Source organism: Alphaproteobacteria bacterium, assembly GCA_037200005.1.
Taxonomy (GTDB): domain Bacteria; phylum Pseudomonadota; class Alphaproteobacteria; order UBA9219; family RFNS01; genus JBBCGY01.
Map to the genome: position 1 here is coordinate 166785 of JBBCGY010000001.1, position 17322 is coordinate 184106.

At 61.4% G+C, this 17322-nt stretch carries 17 protein-coding genes; 9 read left to right on the forward strand and 8 right to left on the reverse strand.

Going from position 1 to position 17322, the window contains the following annotated elements:
* Positions 1-31: 31 nt before the first annotated feature.
* Genes glmU through WDO70_00820 form a run of 3 tightly spaced genes read left to right on the forward strand, consistent with a single transcriptional unit; the run spans position 32 to position 2072 of the window.
* Complete coding sequence (gene glmU / locus WDO70_00810) at positions 32-1369, forward strand: bifunctional UDP-N-acetylglucosamine diphosphorylase/glucosamine-1-phosphate N-acetyltransferase GlmU (GenBank protein ID MEJ0061766.1); 1338 nt, start codon at positions 32-34, stop codon at positions 1367-1369.
* 55 nt (positions 1370-1424) lie between these two features.
* The gene (locus tag WDO70_00815; GenBank protein ID MEJ0061767.1) at positions 1425-1745 is read left to right on the forward strand and encodes a type II toxin-antitoxin system RelE/ParE family toxin; all 321 of its coding nucleotides are present in this window, start codon (positions 1425-1427) and stop codon (positions 1743-1745) included.
* Between the two features lie 12 nt (positions 1746-1757).
* Complete coding sequence (locus WDO70_00820) at positions 1758-2072, forward strand: transcriptional regulator (protein MEJ0061768.1); 315 nt, start codon at positions 1758-1760, stop codon at positions 2070-2072.
* Between the two features lie 4 nt (positions 2073-2076).
* Here WDO70_00820 and WDO70_00825 read toward each other — a convergent pair whose 3' ends face one another.
* On the reverse strand, positions 2077-2802 hold the full coding sequence (locus WDO70_00825) for a hypothetical protein (GenBank protein ID MEJ0061769.1): 726 nt from the start codon (positions 2800-2802) through the stop codon (positions 2077-2079).
* 210 nt (positions 2803-3012) lie between these two features.
* Here WDO70_00825 and glmS point away from each other — a divergent pair, with 210 nt between their 5' ends.
* From glmS to WDO70_00845, 4 genes are all read left to right on the forward strand, one after another.
* Positions 3013-4833, forward strand: coding sequence for a glutamine--fructose-6-phosphate transaminase (isomerizing) (glmS, locus tag WDO70_00830; protein ID MEJ0061770.1), 1821 nt, complete (start codon positions 3013-3015; stop codon positions 4831-4833).
* A 46-nt stretch (positions 4834-4879) separates the two neighbouring features.
* Positions 4880-6256, forward strand: a complete 1377-nt coding sequence (locus tag WDO70_00835) for a 3-deoxy-7-phosphoheptulonate synthase class II (protein ID MEJ0061771.1) — start codon at positions 4880-4882, stop codon at positions 6254-6256.
* A gap of 24 nt (positions 6257-6280) precedes the next feature.
* Entirely contained in the window at positions 6281-6646 is a 366-nt protein-coding gene (locus WDO70_00840) for a hypothetical protein (protein ID MEJ0061772.1), read from the forward strand.
* A gap of 99 nt (positions 6647-6745) precedes the next feature.
* A complete protein-coding gene (locus WDO70_00845) occupies positions 6746-9598 on the forward strand; it encodes a S8 family peptidase (protein MEJ0061773.1) in 2853 nt (950 codons plus the stop codon).
* A gap of 15 nt (positions 9599-9613) precedes the next feature.
* On the opposite strand, the gene WDO70_00850 is transcribed toward WDO70_00845, so the two are convergent.
* On the reverse strand, positions 9614-11116 hold the full coding sequence (locus tag WDO70_00850; GenBank protein MEJ0061774.1) for a leucyl aminopeptidase: 1503 nt from the start codon (positions 11114-11116) through the stop codon (positions 9614-9616).
* Positions 11117-11178: 62 nt separating this feature from the next.
* On the opposite strand from WDO70_00850, the gene lptF reads away from it, so the two are divergent.
* Positions 11179-12363, forward strand: coding sequence for an LPS export ABC transporter permease LptF (gene lptF, locus WDO70_00855; protein MEJ0061775.1), 1185 nt, complete (start codon positions 11179-11181; stop codon positions 12361-12363).
* A 6-nt stretch (positions 12364-12369) separates the two neighbouring features.
* On the opposite strand, the gene WDO70_00860 is transcribed toward lptF, so the two are convergent.
* Both WDO70_00860 and WDO70_00865 read right to left on the reverse strand, forming a co-directional pair.
* Positions 12370-13458, reverse strand: coding sequence for a hypothetical protein (locus tag WDO70_00860; protein ID MEJ0061776.1), 1089 nt, complete (start codon positions 13456-13458; stop codon positions 12370-12372).
* A gap of 145 nt (positions 13459-13603) precedes the next feature.
* Positions 13604-13984, reverse strand: coding sequence for a hypothetical protein (locus WDO70_00865; protein MEJ0061777.1), 381 nt, complete (start codon positions 13982-13984; stop codon positions 13604-13606).
* Between the two features lie 177 nt (positions 13985-14161).
* Here WDO70_00865 and WDO70_00870 point away from each other — a divergent pair, with 177 nt between their 5' ends.
* Positions 14162-14851: a hypothetical protein gene (locus tag WDO70_00870; protein MEJ0061778.1), complete on the forward strand. Its 690-nt coding sequence runs from the start codon at positions 14162-14164 to the stop codon at positions 14849-14851.
* 3 nt (positions 14852-14854) lie between these two features.
* Here WDO70_00870 and WDO70_00875 read toward each other — a convergent pair whose 3' ends face one another.
* The 4 genes from WDO70_00875 to WDO70_00890 form a co-directional block, all read right to left on the reverse strand.
* A complete protein-coding gene (locus WDO70_00875; GenBank protein ID MEJ0061779.1) occupies positions 14855-15421 on the reverse strand; it encodes a hypothetical protein in 567 nt (188 codons plus the stop codon).
* A 29-nt stretch (positions 15422-15450) separates the two neighbouring features.
* Positions 15451-15855, reverse strand: a complete 405-nt coding sequence (locus tag WDO70_00880; GenBank protein MEJ0061780.1) for a hypothetical protein — start codon at positions 15853-15855, stop codon at positions 15451-15453.
* Positions 15852-16310, reverse strand: a complete 459-nt coding sequence (locus WDO70_00885; protein ID MEJ0061781.1) for a hypothetical protein — start codon at positions 16308-16310, stop codon at positions 15852-15854. The genes WDO70_00880 and WDO70_00885 overlap by 4 nt, the downstream gene beginning before the upstream one ends.
* Before the next feature lie 192 nt (positions 16311-16502).
* Entirely contained in the window at positions 16503-17288 is a 786-nt protein-coding gene (locus WDO70_00890; GenBank protein MEJ0061782.1) for an exodeoxyribonuclease III, read from the reverse strand.
* Positions 17289-17322: the final 34 nt, after the last annotated feature.

Sequence of the window (17322 nt, forward strand, 5' to 3'; positions counted from 1 at the left end):
GCGATACTAAAGGCTGTGGCAGAAAAACGCTATGACAAAAACTGCTCTTGCCTGCATCGTTCTCGCCGCCGGGCGCGGCACGCGCATGCGTTCCGATCTGCCCAAGGTTTTGCATCCGCTCGCCGGATTGCCGATGCTCGGCCATGTCCTCAAGGCCGCCGCCGCGCTGACGCCGGAGCGCACCGTCGTCGTGACCGGGCCGGGCATGGAAGATGTCGCGAAATTCGCCGCGCCGCATGACACCGTCACGCAAAAAATGCAGCAAGGCACGGCGGACGCGGTTCTCGCGGCGCAATCGAAACTCAAGGATTTTTCCGGCGAGGTGCTGGTTCTGTATGGCGACACCCCGCTGGTGACGGCGTCGGCGCTGCAAAAACTGCGCGATGCCCGTCAGGCGGCGGACGCTGCCGTGGTCGTGGCGGCGTTCGAGGCCGAAGAACCCGCCGCCTATGGCCGCGTGGTGACGGACGAGGACGGCCAGGTGACCGCCATCGTCGAGGCTCTCGACGCCACGCCGGAACAGAAAACCATCCGCCTATGCAACGCGGGCATGATGCTCATGAAATCCCCGCTGATGTGGGACTTGCTGGCGGCGATCGACAACAACAACGCCAAGCGGGAATATTACCTGACCGACGCCGTCAGTCTGGCGCGCGAGCGCGGCCTCAAGACCGCCCATGCCGAAATTCCCGCCGAAGCCGCGCTCGGGATCAACGACCGCGTGGAGTTGGCCGCGCTCGAACATATCATGCAGCAGCGCCTGCGCGAAAAAGCCATGCGCGGCGGCGCGACGCTGCAAGACCCGCAAACCGTCTATTTCTCCCACGACACCGCGATCGGACGCGACGTGACCGTCGGCGCGAATGTTATCTTCGCGCCGGGCGTGACCGTCGAAGACGGCGCGCAAATCCGGGCTTTCTGCCATCTGGAAGAGGCGCGGGTCGGCAAGGGCGCCATCGTCGGGCCGTTCGCCCGCCTGCGCCCCGGTACGGATCTGGGCGCAGGCGCGCATGTCGGCAATTTCGTCGAAATCAAGAAATCCGCCGTCGGCGCGGGCACCAAGATCAACCATCTGACCTATATCGGCGACGCCGAGATCGGCGCGGGCGCGAATATCGGCGCGGGCACCATCACCTGCAATTACGACGGCTTTCGCAAGCATCGCACTTCCATCGGCGACGGCGCGTTTATCGGCTCGAACACGGCGCTGGTCGCGCCCGTGGAAATCGGCGCGGGCGCCTTTATCGGCGCGGGCAGCGTGATTACCGACAACGTCCCGCCCGGCACGCTTGCCGTGGCCCGTGGCAGGCAGGTCAATTTCGAGAACTGGGCGCGCAAGATCCGGGGGGAGAAGAAGGATAAGCCTTGAAACTAGCCCCCATGAAATCCGCTCTTGACATTGGTAACATTTATGTTACTATTCCATGATCGACATTCTGGAATACAGGGATGAGCAGGACAGCTCGCCTTTTGCGCGATGGTTCGACAGGCTGGATTCGCAGGCCGCCGCGAAAATCGCAACCGCGCTGTACCGGGTGGAACAAGGCAATATGTCCAGAGTCGAAGGCGTAGGCAGCGGCGTTTATGAGTACAAGATAAATTTCGGCCCCGGCTACAGAATTTACTTCGGCAAAGATGGAGAGCGGCTCGTCATTTTACTGGGCGGCGGTTCAAAGAAACGCCAGAGCGCGGATATAGCGGCTGCGGCGGCTTGCTGGCAGGATTACAAACGGCGGAAAAGATAAAGGACGGGCAGCGTGGCGCTGACAAGAGAATTCAGGACGACTTTACACGAGCGCGCCCAGCGGGACGCGAAGTTCCGGCGCGAGATGCTCCGGGAAGGCGTCGAAACCATGCTGGCGGGCGATGTCGCGGCGGGCAAGGCGATTCTGCGCGATTACATCAACGCCTCGATAGGATTCCGCGACTTGGCGGCGGCGACGCATATCCCGGCCAAAAGCCTGATGCGCATGTTCGGACCGAGCGGCAACCCGCGCGCCGATAATTTATTTCAGGTCATCGGCCATCTGCAGCATGAAGAAGGAATGGCGCTGAAATTCAGCCATCGGTAGCCCCTCAAATCTTCGGACTGACCGCCCAAGAAGGCCCATTTGCGCGGCTTGCGCCTGGCGCGGGCGCAAGCGGCACGCCGATTTTCCGCGCCAGAACCGGATCGGGATTAAGGCCGCGTTCCGCGTTTTCCCATTTTACTTTTCCCTCGCGCACCATATCCGCCAGGAAATGATAGAAATCCTTATGGCCGCGAGTCTCCATCGTCTTTTTCACAAAACCATAACCGCCAAGCTCCTTGAAAGATTCATCGAAGGCGAGAATCTGCAGCCCGCCCCGCATTAAATCTTCCGCGCTGCTTGCCTTAAAAGCCACGCGGGCCTCGCTGAAGGGAATGGGTCGCGCCGCGACCGCCTGGCGGTCCGCGCGTTCAAGGGTTACGAAATCCCGATCCGCCATCGCGTAAATCGTTATGTCTCTCTGTCGCGCCATGAGCTTGCCGCGCTCGCAGGCCAGCACAAGCTCGTTATCCGAATCTTCTATCGAGCCATTGCAAATGGTTTCTCCCAGGCTTCCCTGCAGACCGAAGGCCATGGCTTTGGTGATATAAGGAGAAGCGAACACCAGCGGCGGATTGCCCTCCATCGGCAGACCGAGTTTCCGGCGTATTTCGGGCGGAATTTCCGTGCCGTAATTGTTGCTGGGGCGAATGCAATCTCCGGTCGCCGCGGTGGGAATGCAGTGATAAACGACGCCCGGTTCTTTTTCGCCTGATGGGATAAATTCGTTCAAAATGCCTCCAATATGAAGATAAGCGGATGATAGCATATTCTTTCTAAAAGAATGCTTTCATGAGACGTCCATGGTAACAAACCGTCATGCGATTTGACGGCGCAAGGGCTTGCGCGGCGGAGATAATCGGTTATTCATGAAGGGGTTATTATTCCGGGCGCTCCACCTGGAGCGCTCCGGAATGACAAGGTTTTGATAGGAAAAGAGATCATGTGCGGCATCGTCGGCATTCTGGCTCAGCGGCCCGTCGCGGAAGATTTGGTCGAGGGTCTGCGGCGGCTGGAATATCGCGGCTATGACAGCGCGGGTCTCGCCACGCTGGTCAACGGCCATATCGAGCGCCGTCGCGCCGAAGGCAAGCTCTCCAACCTCGCCAGAAAACTCGCCGAGGAGCCGCTGCCCGGCGATGTCGGCATCGGCCATACCCGCTGGGCGACGCATGGCCGCCCGACCGAAGACAACGCGCATCCGCACGCGACCGATCTGGTCGCCGTCGTGCATAACGGCATCATCGAGAATTACCGCGAGCTTCGCATCGAGCTCGAGGCCAAGCAGCACCGCTTCGTCTCGGAAACCGACACCGAAACCGTCGCGCATCTGCTGACCGATTATCTGCAGCAGGGCATGACGCCTCAGGACGCGACGGCGGCGATGCTGAAGCGGATCGAGGGCGCGTTCGCGCTCGGCATCATTTTCAAGGGGCATCGGGATTTGCTGATCGGCGCGCGGCGCGGCTCGCCGCTGGCGGTCGGTTACGGCGACGGCGAAATGTATCTCGGCTCCGACGCCATGGCGCTCGCGCCGCTGACCAACCGCATTTGCTATCTGGAAGAAGGCGACTGGGCCGAATTGCGCCCCGGCAAGGCGATCATCCGCGATGAGAAAGACAAAATCGTCGAGCGCCCCATTCAGCAGAGCGCGCTGTCCGGCGCGCTGATCGGCAAGGGCCAGTACCGCCATTTCATGCTGAAGGAAATTTTCGAGCAGCCGACGGCGATCGGCGACACGATTTCGTCCCTGGTGACCGCCGACAACCAGCTGAGAATCCCCGCTTTGCCGTTCAAATGGGAGGACGTGCCGCGCCTGACGATGGTCGCCTGCGGCACCGCCTATTACGCCACGATGATCGGCAAATACTGGTTCGAGAAGCTGGCGGGACTGCCCGTCGAGACCGACATCGCGTCCGAATTCCGCTACCGCGGCGCGCTGTTGCCCAAGGGCGGCGTGACCGTCGCGGTGTCGCAATCGGGCGAGACGGCCGATACGCTGGCGGGTATCGCCTATGCCAAATCGCAGGGCCAGAAAATTCTCGGCATCGTCAACGCGCCGCAAAGCACGATCATGCGGCAATCGGATATCGTCGTGCCGACGCTGGTGGGGCCGGAGATCGGCGTCGCCTCGACCAAGGCTTTCACGGCGCAGCTCGCGGTGCTGCTGTGCCTTGCCGTCGCGGCGGGCCTGGCGCGCAAGACGCTCGCGCCGCAGCGGGCGCAGGAAATATTGCAAGCATTGCGCGAGATGCCGGCGCGGATCAATCAAGTCTTGCAGCAGCATGACCGCGTCCAGCAGCTTGCCCAGGATATCGCCGAGGCCACGGACGTGATCTTCCTCGGGCGCGGATGGCTTTATCCGGTCGCGCTCGAAGGCGCGCTGAAACTCAAGGAAGTTTCCTATATCCATGCCGAGGGCTTCGCCGCCGGCGAATTAAAGCATGGCCCGATCGCGCTCATCGACGAGCATGTGCCGGTCGTCGTTCTCGCCCCGCATGACGCTTTGTTCGACAAAACCGTCTCCAACCTCCAGGAAGTGGTGGCCCGGGGCGGCAAGGCGGTCGTGCTGGCCGAGGCCGAAACCATGGACAGGCTGGGCTGCAAGCCGTTCCGCTCGCTCGCCATGCCGAAGGCCGACGAGGCCCTGCTGCCGATCCTTTATACGGTGCCGCTGCAGCTTCTGGCCTACTATACGGCGGTCGCCAAGGGCACCGACGTCGACCAGCCGAGAAACCTAGCCAAAAGCGTCACGGTAGAGTAAATCTGTTATCAGCGACCCCTGATAACCGGCTATCGACATGAATTACATGACGCCTCAAAACTGGACCCCGGATTCCTGGCGGCAGAAGCCTGCCGCCCAGATGCCCGCTTATGCCGACGACGGCGCGCTGAAAGCCGCCGAAGCGCGTCTCGCGCGCCTGCCGCCGCTGGTCTTCGCGGGCGAAGCGCGGCGGCTGAAGGCGGATTTGGCGCGCGCGGCGGCGGGCGAAGCCTTCGTCTTCATGGGCGGCGATTGCGCCGAGAGTTTCAAGGAATTCCAGGCCGTCAATATCCGCGACCTGTTCCGGGTTATTCTGCAGATCGCCATCGTGCTGACCTTCGGCGGCGCGACGCCGGTGATCAAAGTGGGCCGCGTCGCCGGGCAATTCGCCAAACCGCGCTCGGACGATTTCGAGACCCGCGACGGCATTAAACTGCCCAGCTATCGCGGCGATATCATCAACGGCATGGACTTCACCGCGGAATCGCGCGCGCCCGACCCGCAGCGGATGGTCGATGTTTATCATCAGTCCGCCGCCACGCTCAATCTGCTGCGCGCTTTTGCGCAGGGAGGCTATGCAGACTTGCATGAAGTGCATCGCTGGAATCTGAATTTCGTCGCCAAAAGCGCCGAGGGCGAGCGTTATGAAGACATGGCGAAGCGCCTCGACGAAACGCTGGCCTTCATGGCGGCCTGCGGTATGACCGGCGCGACGGTGCCGCAAATCCGCGAGACCGATTTCTATACCGCCCATGAAGCGCTGCTGCTGCCCTACGAGCAGGCGCTGACCCGCACCGACAGCACGACCGGCGACTGGTACGACGTGTCGGCCCATCTGCTGTGGATCGGGGACCGGACGCGACAATTGGATGGCGCTCATATCGAATTCGCGCGCGGCATCAAAAATCCCATCGGGCTGAAATGCGGCCCCAGCCTGCCGCCCGCCGATCTGCTGCGGCTGTGCGCGACGCTGAATCCGGATAACGAGGCGGGCAGGCTGACGCTTATCGTCCGCATGGGCGCGGATAAAATCGCCGCCGGACTGCCGCCTTTGCTGCGCGCCGTGAAAGAGGCGGGATTGAACGTCGTCTGGTGCTGCGATCCCATGCATGGCAACACGAAGACCGCCTCGACCGGCTACAAAACCCGCATTTTCGACCATATTCTGTCCGAAGTCCGGGATTTTTTCGCCATCTGCGAGGCCGAAAGCGTTTATGCCGGAGGCATCCATCTCGAAATGACCGGCCAGGACGTGACCGAATGCCTCGGCGGCGCGCAGGCCATCGCCGAGTCGGATCTGGCGAGCCGCTATCAGACTCATTGCGATCCCCGCCTCAATGCCAGCCAGGCGCTCGAGCTTGCTTTCCTCGTGGCCGATGCCCTCAAGCTCAAGCGGCAAACCCAAAAAATTCAGCCAGCGTAACAACGTCAACGGAGGAGAACGGCTATGCGAAGCGATCTGTTATTTGGAGCGGCGGCGGTTATTCTGACGATATCTTTTCCGGCGGCGGCGGGCGGCCTGACCTACAAGGATCGCAGCGGCATATGGCTTCCGACGGCATGCGCCCGTCCCCAGTCTCCGGCGAATCTGGCCCCCAGTTCGAAAATGTCGGCCAACGACCTCAATGGCCAGGTCAGGCTCTACAACGACTATACCGCGCAAGCTCAGGCTTATATGGATTGCGTGAGCCAGGAAGCCGCGCGCGACGCGACGGCGGCCCAGCAGGTCATCGCCCGCGATGCGCAAAAATCCATGGAGGCGATGGAGCAGGAGCTCAGTCATATCCAGGCGAAACTAAAAAAGCACAAGTGAAGCGCGTTTTCTGCGGCAGCGCGCCCCAAATTCATTGATTTTTAAGTCTAAACCCTGTCAACTGCCTGACGACTGCCATAGCCGACGGGGAGTAATGTTATGGTCCTGCACGCCAAGCGCCGCCTTTCATCATATTTATGGTTCCTGTGCGGCGTCATGGCGCTCAGCATGCTGACGGCAAGCCCCGCCGAGGCCGCCGCGAGCCTTTACGAGGCGCCGCTGCGCGCGTTCCTCCTCCAGGATCCAAGCCATTTCAACGAGCATATGTGGGCCTTGATCGCGGAGAATCCCGAAGCCAAGAACGAGATTTTCGCCGAAGCGGTCACGCTCAGCCTGGAAAAACAGATCGCGGTGAATCCAGGCGCCAAGGCCGAGTTGCTGGCGAAATTCAAGCAATTGTACCCCCAGCTCGCGGACCGGCTCGACGCCGCTTTTCTGGACGGCTCGCAAATCCAGGCGGCCATCAGCCCGCCGCCCGCGGGACCGCTGAAGACCATTCAATCCTACAGCCCGCCCACGGCCTATGAAATGTCTCAAACTACCTGGTGGGAGCGCAACTGGCCCTGGGTGGCGCTTGGAACCGTGGTCGTGGGCGGCGCCACCGCGGGCATTATCATAGCGACATCGTCAAAAAGCGAGGACGCGCCGCCGCCCGGCTTTCCCAATCCGCCCACCGTCGGGGAAGCGGCGGAATACAGCGCTCAACACGGTCTCGAGCAAATTGGCGCCGGGGCCGCCAACGCCCGCGGTTTCGCCGGACAGGGCATTACCGTCGCCGTTCTGGACAGCGGCCTGAACACGCTGCATCCCGATATGGTCAACAATATCGCGCCGGGGGGCTATGATTTTATCAGCGGCAGCGAGAATGTGACCGACCACTCCGACGTCACTCACGGCACGCATGTCGCCGGGATCATCGCCGCCGGCAAGAATGATTTCGGCACGCGCGGCGTCGCCTATAACGCCAAGATCCTGCCTTTCGCCGTCATCGGCGACGGCGCGCCCGACACGGCGATCGGCGATGCCATGCGCGCCGCCACCGCCGCGGGCGCACGGGTGATGAACGGCAGCTATGGCCCCGGCACTGAGGCGATCGCTTATTATGAGAACGCACGCGCGCAGCTTTTCACCGACTTCGATCTGGCTGATGCCAACGCCTATCTGGCGGCAGCGCAAAGCGGTATGGTCATGGTCTTCGCCGCCGGAAACAGCGGAATGGACGACGTGCCGCTGATGGCTTCGCATCCTCTTAGCGGCGGCTTCCTGCCTTTCGTCAGGCCCGCGAACGCCAATATTCCGCTGGGAGATCCTGGCGCTTACCGCAAATACAATAACGACAATTCTATCTCGACTCTGAACGCCGATTATTCCGGCCTCGAAGGCCAGGTCATCGCCGTCGTCGCGGTGGACAGCACCAACACCATCGCTCCATTCAGCAATCATTGCGGCGTGGCGAAAGCCTGGTGCTTTGCCGCGCCGGGCGTGCATATCACTTCCACCGGCCCCGAGAACACCTATGTCGCGCTGAGCGGTACATCCATGGCTTCGCCGCATGTCGCGGGCGCGGTCGCCCTGCTGCTCTCGCAGCATCCGGAACTGACCGGCCCGCAGCTTCTCAACTTGCTGGCGACGACCGCGACGCATCTTGGCATCTCCACGACGGGAACGCCGGACGATATCTATGGCTGGGGCCTTATCAATCTCGATCTCGCCACGCAGGCGGTCGCGCCTTTCTCGGTGGCGCTGCACGGAATGGCCAGCGGCCCATCGGTTCTATTGACGAACTCGACCGTGCGCGTCGGCAACGCTTTCGGCCCGTCGGTCGCGCGGGCGCTGGGCTCCACCCAGATCGGCGTCATGGACGCGTTCCAGCGCAATTACACGATAGGGCTCGATCAGCATGTCACGGCGGCTTCCTCGGCCTTCGACGGCACCGTGGCGCTGCAGCGGTTCGGCCAGCAGGAATTCCGCCCCGAAATCGCCCTCGACGACCGCAACAGCCTGAACTTCACGCTGCGGGCGCAGGACGGGCTTAAGCGCGCGGCGGCCGACGGCGGCGGCCAGGACACGACGTTCGACAGTTTCAGCTTCACCCACAAGATCGACGATGCGGCCTTCAATGTCAGCCATCGCGATCCGCGCGCCGCCTCGCTGCATTACCGCGTCGAAGACCGCGAATTGCTCAGCGCGCAAGTCACGGCGGGCGGCGTCGGCAATCCCTATCTCGATTTCGTCGAAACCGGCTATGCCCAGAACGTGACCATCGACGCGCCCTGGGGAGACGGCAAGCACGGCAAGCTGCACGCCTTGACCGCGATGGGCGGGCCTGAAAACGACGACGGCCAGCGCAACATGCTGGCGGCGGGCGAGTTCAATTATGGCGACCCGGCAGCCAATATCGGATTCACCGGCGGCGCGCTGATCGAAGACAATCGCGCGCTGGGGCTGCGCGGCGACGGCGCCTTCGCCCTCGGTCAGGGAAGCTCGACATGGTTCGCGGGCGCGAGCGCGTTCTGGCAGATCGCCAGCGATACGCAATTCCAGGCTTCATGGTATGGCGGCGTCACGCAGGCCAGCATGGCGCGCGACTCCCTGATCCAGGATGCCGAGGCGATCGTCTCGACCGCATGGCGTCTCGGCGTCACGCGAAACGGACTCTGGCAAGACGGCGACAGCCTGCGCTTCAATCTGGCGCAGCCGCTGCGCGCTGAAACCGGTTCGCTGAGCCTGAACCTGCCGCAATACCGCCTGCGCGACGGCACGGTCATCCGCGACAATGCCAGCCTCGGCCTCGCCCCCACCGGACGCGAGATCGATTTCGAGACCGGCTATCGCATGCCGTTCGGCGAGGCGACCAGCCTCGATTTCGCCGCCCTCTACCGCAAGGATTCGGGCCATGTCGCGGGCGAGAACGAAGCCATCGGCCTCGCGCGGCTCCATCACGATTTTTGAGAATCAACTTTTGGACTATGCGCCCGCGCTGCGCGCCGTCACATACTGGTACAGCAGCCGCACGCCGTAGCCGGTCGCACCTTTCGGCACGGTGGCCAGCGGCTTCTTGATCCAGGCGGTTCCGGCGATGTCGAGATGCGCCCAGGCGACGCCTTTCTTGACGAAGCGCTGGATGAATTTCGCGCCGATGATGCTGCCCGCCTCGCGCCCGCCGCTGATATTCTTGATGTCGCCGGCGTCGCCATTGATCTCGCGATCATAGACCTCGTCGATCGGCAGGCGCCAGAGCTTCTCGCCCGTGGCCGCGCCCGCTGCGCTAAGCTGCCCCGCAAGCCCGTCATCGTTCGAGAACAGGCCCGCATATTCATGGCCGAGCGCGACCAGGATCGCGCCGGTCAGCGTGGCAAGATCGACCACGGCGCTGGGCTTGAACTGCTCCTGCGCGTACCAGACGACATCGGCGAGAACCAAACGGCCCTCGGCGTCGGTATTGTGGACCTCGATGGTCTGGCCCGACATGGAGGTGACGATATCGCCGGGGCGCTGCGCGGTGCCCGACGGCATGTTCTCGACGAGGCCGATCAGGCCGACGACATTCGCCTTCGCCTTGCTTTTCGCCAGCGCGTGGATCGCGCCGGTGACGGCCGCCGCGCCCGCCATGTCGTATTTCATTTCCTCCATGCCGCCGCTGGGCTTGATCGAGATGCCGCCGCTGTCGAAGGTCACGCCCTTGCCGACCAGCGCGACGGGGCTTTGATCCTTGGCGGCGGGATCGCCCTTATAGAGCATGGTGACGAGGCGCGGCGGCAGCGCGCTGCCCTGCGCTACGCCGAGCAAAGCGCCCATGCCGAGCTTACCCATGGCTTTCTCGTCCAGAATTTCAACCTTGACGCCGAGTTCGGCGAGCTCCTTGCAGCGTTCCGCGAAACTGAGCGGCGTGAGGGTGTTCGCGGGCTCGGTGACGAGATCGCGCGCAAGCTCCACGCCTTCCGCCACGGCGTCGAGCGCCGCCCAGGCGCGCCTTGCGCCCGGCACGTCCACGGTTTCGACCGCGCAGCCTTTCAGGGCGGCTGAATCCGGGGTTTTCTTGGTCTTGTATTTATCGAAGCGATAGCCGCGCAGGCGCGCGCCGAACGCCAGATTGGCGGCGAATTCGGCAGGCGACAATTTGCCGCCCTTGAAAATATCGGCGATCACTGCACCTTGCGCCGCCTTGACGCCGATCAGCGCCGACGCCGCCCCGCCGCCGAGATTCTGCGCCGAGGCTTCGGTCAATTCCTCGGGCTTGCCGATCCCGAGCAGGATGACGCGCCCGATCTTCGTGCGCGGCGGCGCGACGACGGAGAGGGCCTCGTCCTTCTTGCCGGTGAAATTCCCGGCGGTCATGGCTTTTTTCAAAGCGCCGCCGGTTTTCTTGTCCAGCTTCGCGCCGAGTTCGCCGAGCTTCTGGCCGAGGGCCACGGGAATGACGGCATGGCCCTGAGTCGGGATTTGCGCGGGCGCGAAGGTGATTTTCATGACTATCCCTCGAAGAATGGGCCCATGAGCGGGCGGAAAACAGGCGGGAAACCCATAGTGTCATGACGGCTTATATTTGGCAACCTGCTCCAGACTATCCGCGCTTGCGCCGGTTTCGCAGGTTCGGCTACCCTACCCCCATGTTCATGCTGCAGCGTTATCTCCTGCGCCAGATTCTGGTCGCCTTTCTGTTCACCTGCGTCGCGGTGACGATCGTCGTGCTGTTCACGCAGTCGTTCCGGCTTTTGTCGCTGGTGATCGATAACGCCGCGTCGCTGGGGATTTTCGCGCAGCTCGCCTTGCTGACCATCCCGACTTTCATCGGCATGGTGCTGCCGATCGGCCTCGCCGCCGCCATCGTCTTTGTCTATCAGCGCCTCGCTTCCGATTCCGAGCTGATCGTCATGCGTTCGGCGGGGCTAAGCGCGCCCGCGCTGGCGCGTCCGGCGCTGTGGCTCGGCGTCGCGGCGACCTTGCTGGGATTCGCGCTGTCTTTCTGGATCGCGCCATGGGCCAACCGCACGCTGGTCGGCATGCAATATAAGGTCAAAAGCGAATTTTCGGTCTATCTGCTGCGGCCCGGCATGTTCAACGACATAACCGGCGGCCTGACCTTCCACGCACGCCGCCGCGACGGGCAGGGTGGCCTCGAGGGCATTTTGATTCACGACAACCGCAAGCCGGACATGCCGGTGACGATCATGGCCGAGCGCGGCCTGGTCACGACCATCGAGGGGGAGCCGCGCATCGTCGTTTTCAAGGGCCAGCGGCAGGAATATGACCGGGCCAAGAACAAGCTTTCGACGCTCGATTTCGAGCGTTACACTTTCGACCTCAGCGTTCTGCGCACCGCGAGCGACCGGCTACCCGATCCAAGGGAGCTTAGCCTTGAGGATCTGCTTTCGGATACGCCTCCGGCCGTCAAGACCGAGAATCCCGACCGGCTGACGGCGGAGCTGCATCAAAGATTTTCGACGGCGCTATGCGGCCTTGGATTTGCCATGCTGGCCGCCGCGATCCTGCTCGGCGGGCAATTCAACCGGCGCGGTGTGACGTTCCGCGTCATTATCGCGGCTTCCTGCATCACATTGTTGCAGGCGGCGCTGTTATGGGTTTCCAACCTCGTGGCGCGGCATATCGGCTTCGCGCTGCTGCTTCACGCGCTGACCCTGATGCCGTTTTTTCTTTCTTTCTGGATGCTCGGGCGCAACCCCATGGAGCCGCCCCGGGCGAAGCCGGCAAGCTAAAGAGCCTTACGGCGCCGGCGATGCGCCCGGATTGATCGTCCGGATGACCCGCACGCGTACCGGCTCGTTATCGCAGGACACGGCATAAATCGTGTCGGACGGTTTTTTTCTCTTTTCATTGCGCAGACCCACGGCGGATTCAGCGGCCAGATAAGACAGGCCGGTGATATTGGCGGAGCCGTAGGAGCCTTTGTCGGTCGCCACGATGGCGATCACGCTGCAGCTGTTGCCGTAATCGCTGAGCGCCTTGCCCGGCGGCGGCACGGTGCCGGTGGCGACGATGTCTTCAATCGCGTCGACCGGCGCGGACTCGGCGCGGGCGGGCGCGGTGGTGGCAGAAGCCGCTGCGGGCTTCTTGGCCGCAACCGTTTTTGAAGCCGCTGCTTTTGGAGCAGCCGCTTTTTTCGCGGTGACGTCAGGAGCGGCGACCGGAGCGACGGGCTTCGTGCCGTCTTCGACGGTGCCTTCAATCGGAAGACCGGCGGCGCGGCGGCGCAGCGCGCGCGCCAATGCCGTCTCCGGCACGGCGGGAACATCGGCGGGGCCTGCCGTCTTGTCTTGCGACGCGGCGACGTCCGGCTCTTCTTTCGGCTGGGCCGTTTCGGGCAGAACTTCCTTCAGCACCTGGCCGGCATAGCTGGCGAATTCGCGGCGGCGATCGACCTGAACGCCGCAAACGACGGTATGGGACGCGTAGGTAAAATCCGTCGCGCTGTTTGTCTTGGCGATATCCAAAGCGGCCGCCTTGCTCGTCGACGGCGCGACGACCGCATGAAAGCCGCGCTCCTTGCCGAATACGAGGCGGACTACGGAACATTCTTGCGGAAGGGCGGTTACGGAAGGCGGGCGATAGCCGTCCGCCCGGCTCGCCGCTTCAAAGGCGGAACGATTGATCTGGCCGGCGCTGAAATTATAATAACTCTCCGGCGGCAATTGCGGATTCTCGACCGGCTTGACCGTGCCGGAAAAGGATCCGGCGATCTGCGCCTCGGGATAGCCGGGATACTCGGCATTATTGAAAATACCGGCGCAAGCCGTGCTGGCCAACGCCAAAAATCCCGTGCCCGCATAGCTGTAGAAATTCCTGACCATCATAATAAGCTCCTTCAAATATATGTTCGAGGCATGGTTCGACACATATCATCGATTCGATGAAAGTAATAAAAGAATCCGCTTAAAAAGGCTCTCAGCCGCCAAAAACGGGGAGAAAACGCCTCGGATCCGAACGGATTTCTTCTGCTTACGGAGCGGGCATTTCTATGGTCTGGATCACGGCGGACGGTCTTTCCGACGCCAGCCGCCCGTGCCGGGGGCCATCCGTGACGGTCGTCGTGGGTTCCGAAATGACCGTGTCGCACAAAACCTGGCTTTCAAGCCCGTTGTCGCGATTCTGGCGCGCGGCGGCTTCCGCGACATTGCGGCTAAAAATCGAAGCGGTGACGCTGGTTTCCTGGCTGCCATTGGCCAGATTTCTTTTCGCCATGACGGCGCAATTATCAATGCCGCCGCCCGATCCCGCGTTTTCGGCCTGCGGCAGCCCGCCGCCGCAAGCCGTCGCGATAACGGCGGGAGCCATCAGAAGCGCGGTTTTTGCGTTGCGAAATATCGTGCCGGTATTCATAGGCTTGCCCCATCCATGTCGATGTCTATCCGTTCTGGGATGATCTTATAATAGTTTCATGAAAGTAAATAAGGAAATCCCGTGCCGTTTCGCCCGGCGGCTTTCCAAGCCTTGCTTGCCATTTCCCCCGAATCAAGCATAGCATCGAAAACCTGACGCATCGGGAAAGCGGGCTATATGAGCGCCAACGGAAGTGGGAATGGGCTTAAGGTCCTCTCGCAGCACGCGGTCGAAGAAGCGATGCTCGGGTGCGGTTATAAAACCGCCGTCTTCTATGAAACCGTTCCACCGCCGCTATATATCAATCCCGCCGATATCAAAATGCCCAAGGAGCGGGGAAGGCTCCTTACCCTTAAATTTCCAGCCAGAGCGCCTAAAAATATAATCGCCAAGGAAACGCTCGACGATCCCAAAAAGCTTTCAGACCTGCTCCAGCGGGTTTTTCTGATGGCAAGAATGCTGCAAACGCGGATGCTGATGACGATTCTTACGGCGGATGAGGAACTCAGCGCGCCGCCGGGATCGCTCCTTGCCACCTACCGCGACCGGATAACCGTCAAACAGATATCGCCGCCATTGCTCGAAACCTATAAGGGCCGCGTCGGCGAAGCGACATATGAATGGAGCAATGGCGAAGAGGGGCCGGAGGGAGCCGCCGTCTTTTTCGGAGCCAAGACGCTCGTCGGCTCTGCCGCAGGGCTTTATAAGGAATTAGGATGCAACGCGCTCGCGGGCCCTGCCGCCGCGCCTTATATAGAAAATCTGAAAACGCTTATCATCGAAGCGTCCGGACCCGCGCCGGAACGATCTTCTCCGGTGGCGACCCTTCAAGGACAGCAACCACTATCCGGCTTGCGCTGCGGATAATTTCTAGCCTGGAGAATCGAGGCCGAGCCCCGGTTTGCGTTTGGGCGCGGCATTCTTAAGCGCGGGCGTGGCTGCCGGTTTGGCTTCTGCGGGCTTGGGAGCCGCTTCAGTAGCCGCAGGCGTTGGCTGGGTCGCCCAGCCGAGTTGCGCAAAATTGTTATCGGATAAACTCTTGGCCGCTTTGGCTTCAGGCTTGGGATCCGGACCTTCGGTGAAGGCGGGATGCGCCGCGTCATCGGCAACGGCGTCCGAATATTCCTTATAGGCTCCCGCCGCCATGCCAAGGTCGAAATCAGCCATCCCTTGATTTGGCGCGGCCCCCAGCGCCTGCTTAAGCGCCCAATCGTACTGCGCGAACATCTGCCCGCCGGGCAATCCTGCTATGTCATGCATAAAGCCTCTATTGACTTCGCTAAGCCCGTCGACATAAGCGGCGGTCTGGCCGGCGGCGGCGCCCGCGGCTTTGTTCAGCCGCTGCGGCACGCGCGTCAGCGCCCACATGAACTTATGTTCCGCCGCATCGACGCGCGCATTTTCAGCGCTCTCGTTCGGATTTGCTATCTTCGCCATCTTCTTCCCCTTTTCAACCTATTCCGTTCTCAATCGCCCAGATTCAATTCCGGCGCTTGAAGCTTGACGCCGCGGCGCGGCGCAGGCTCGGGCGCGTCGATGAAATCAGGAATATCGATTTCCCGCTGCGTCGCCATCAGATATTCATCCAAAGCGAGCCGGGCGGCGCCGTAATCGGGATCGGTCAGAAACGCGTGGTTGCGGGTCATGACATCCGTCGCTTGCGCCGCGCCCGCGGCAGTCTGTCCCGACCATCCGCTGGCAAGATCATAGCGCAGCGCGTCCTGTAGCGCGCCGGAAGAACCCGCGATATCCAAACCGCGCTTGAAGGCAAATTCCACAAAACCATCCCATGCTCTTTGAGCGCTCTTTTCCGCTGCGTCCTGTCCCTGCTTGGCCTGGATATCCAGAGGATTGATCATCTGCGTTTTCATTTTTTCTCTCCTTCTTCGGTTAAGCTGCGGATCATCATTTCAGCGGATTTCCAAGGCACGTAAACGCCTTCTTCTTCGCCATCTTCGTCAGATACCGACGCCGCGCTCTTCGCATCCACCGGCGAAAACATCGCCTCGTGAATCTCGCGCATCTGCCTTATATGCGGCTCGGCGACAGCTCTTGTCTCCGGCGGGCATTGCTCGAGGAGCTTTTCATATTCGCCGATGATCTTGCCGACATGCTCCTTAAGCTCGTCCTGCACCGCGCGCTCGATCTTGAGCTGTTCGTAATCGCGCATCATCGCGTGGATATTGGCCTTGACCACCGGCCAGTGATCGCCGTCCTCGCCCATCTCCATGCCGGCGACGATCATCGCGTTGCGGGCGAGCTGAACCAGCCGTTCTTCATCGAACTGAGTGGGATTGGCCGTTTCCATATCCTGCCGTTTGGTCATCGTTTTCTCCGGCGAGTTTCCCCTACGCCTTATATAAATCCTATCATAGATTTTGTGAAAGTAATGCTGAAAGTAAACGCTTGAATTGTTTCATGTTTTTCTGGCTAAGACTGATGTATCGCGAGAAGATTAATCGACCGTTAATTTTATAAAAAATGATGGGTAACTTGTTGATATTTTGGGGTAGCTTTTTTAAGCCAAATCAATCTCCACTGGAACATGATCGCTCGGCTGAGTCCAGCCGCGCGCCGGACGCATGACATGCATCGATTTCAGCTGGCCGCGCAAATCGGGCGTCACCCAGATATGATCGAGCCGCCGCCCGCGATTCGATTTTTCCCAATCCTGCGCCCGGTAGCTCCACCAGGTATAAAGCTTCTCCTGCGGCGGAACGAAGTGCCGCAGCGCGTCATGCCATTCATGCGCCGCCTGCATCGCGTTCAGGCGCTCGACTTCGCCGGGCGTGTGCGACACCACGCCGAGCATCTGCCGGTGCGACCAGACGTCATGCTCCAGCGGCGCGATATTGAGATCGCCGACGAGAATCTTTCCCGTCCGCCCGCGTTTCTTTTTCCACCACGCCGCCTGCTCCTCGACGAAGCCCAGCTTATGCGCGAATTTCGGATTGGCCTTGGGATCGGGAATGTCGCCGCCCGCCGGGACATAGACATTGTGAATCTCGATGCCGTTCGACAGCCCTGCATGGATATGGCGGCAATCCTCGCGCCCCTGCCAGTTCAGCGCGCCATGCCCGTCAAACGGCAGACGCGACAGGATCGCGACGCCATTATAGCTTTTCATGCCGCAGATATGCTGATACTTATACCCGGCCTTGGCGATAGCATCATGCGGAAAGAATTCGTCCGGGCATTTGGTTTCCTGCAGGCAGACCACGTCCGGCTTGCGCTCCCTCATCAGCCGCAACAGCAGCGGCAGCCGCAAACGGACGGAATTGATGTTCCAGGTGATGAGCTTCATGCCGCTTCTTTCGGAAAATTGCGCTTATCCGTCA

What these genes read in the sequence shown, in the direction of transcription:
- WDO70_00835 (MEJ0061771.1), top strand. Translation starts at nt 4,880, where the DNA reads ATGACGCCTCAAAACTGGACCCCGGATTCCTGGCGGCAGAAGCCTGCC.
- WDO70_00865 (MEJ0061777.1), bottom strand. Translation starts at nt 13,984, where the DNA reads ATGAATACCGGCACGATATTTCGCAACGCAAAAACCGCGCTTCTGATG.
- WDO70_00840 (MEJ0061772.1), top strand. Translation starts at nt 6,281, where the DNA reads ATGCGAAGCGATCTGTTATTTGGAGCGGCGGCGGTTATTCTGACGATA.
- WDO70_00850 (MEJ0061774.1), bottom strand. Translation starts at nt 11,116, where the DNA reads ATGAAAATCACCTTCGCGCCCGCGCAAATCCCGACTCAGGGCCATGCC.
- WDO70_00890 (MEJ0061782.1), bottom strand. Translation starts at nt 17,288, where the DNA reads ATGAAGCTCATCACCTGGAACATCAATTCCGTCCGTTTGCGGCTGCCG.
- glmS (MEJ0061770.1), top strand. Translation starts at nt 3,013, where the DNA reads ATGTGCGGCATCGTCGGCATTCTGGCTCAGCGGCCCGTCGCGGAAGAT.
- WDO70_00860 (MEJ0061776.1), bottom strand. Translation starts at nt 13,458, where the DNA reads ATGATGGTCAGGAATTTCTACAGCTATGCGGGCACGGGATTTTTGGCG.
- WDO70_00875 (MEJ0061779.1), bottom strand. Translation starts at nt 15,421, where the DNA reads ATGGCGAAGATAGCAAATCCGAACGAGAGCGCTGAAAATGCGCGCGTC.
- glmU (MEJ0061766.1), top strand. Translation starts at nt 32, where the DNA reads ATGACAAAAACTGCTCTTGCCTGCATCGTTCTCGCCGCCGGGCGCGGC.
- WDO70_00870 (MEJ0061778.1), top strand. Translation starts at nt 14,162, where the DNA reads ATGAGCGCCAACGGAAGTGGGAATGGGCTTAAGGTCCTCTCGCAGCAC.
- WDO70_00885 (MEJ0061781.1), bottom strand. Translation starts at nt 16,310, where the DNA reads ATGACCAAACGGCAGGATATGGAAACGGCCAATCCCACTCAGTTCGAT.
- lptF (MEJ0061775.1), top strand. Translation starts at nt 11,179, where the DNA reads ATGACGGCTTATATTTGGCAACCTGCTCCAGACTATCCGCGCTTGCGC.
- WDO70_00815 (MEJ0061767.1), top strand. Translation starts at nt 1,425, where the DNA reads ATGATCGACATTCTGGAATACAGGGATGAGCAGGACAGCTCGCCTTTT.
- WDO70_00845 (MEJ0061773.1), top strand. Translation starts at nt 6,746, where the DNA reads ATGGTCCTGCACGCCAAGCGCCGCCTTTCATCATATTTATGGTTCCTG.
- WDO70_00880 (MEJ0061780.1), bottom strand. Translation starts at nt 15,855, where the DNA reads ATGAAAACGCAGATGATCAATCCTCTGGATATCCAGGCCAAGCAGGGA.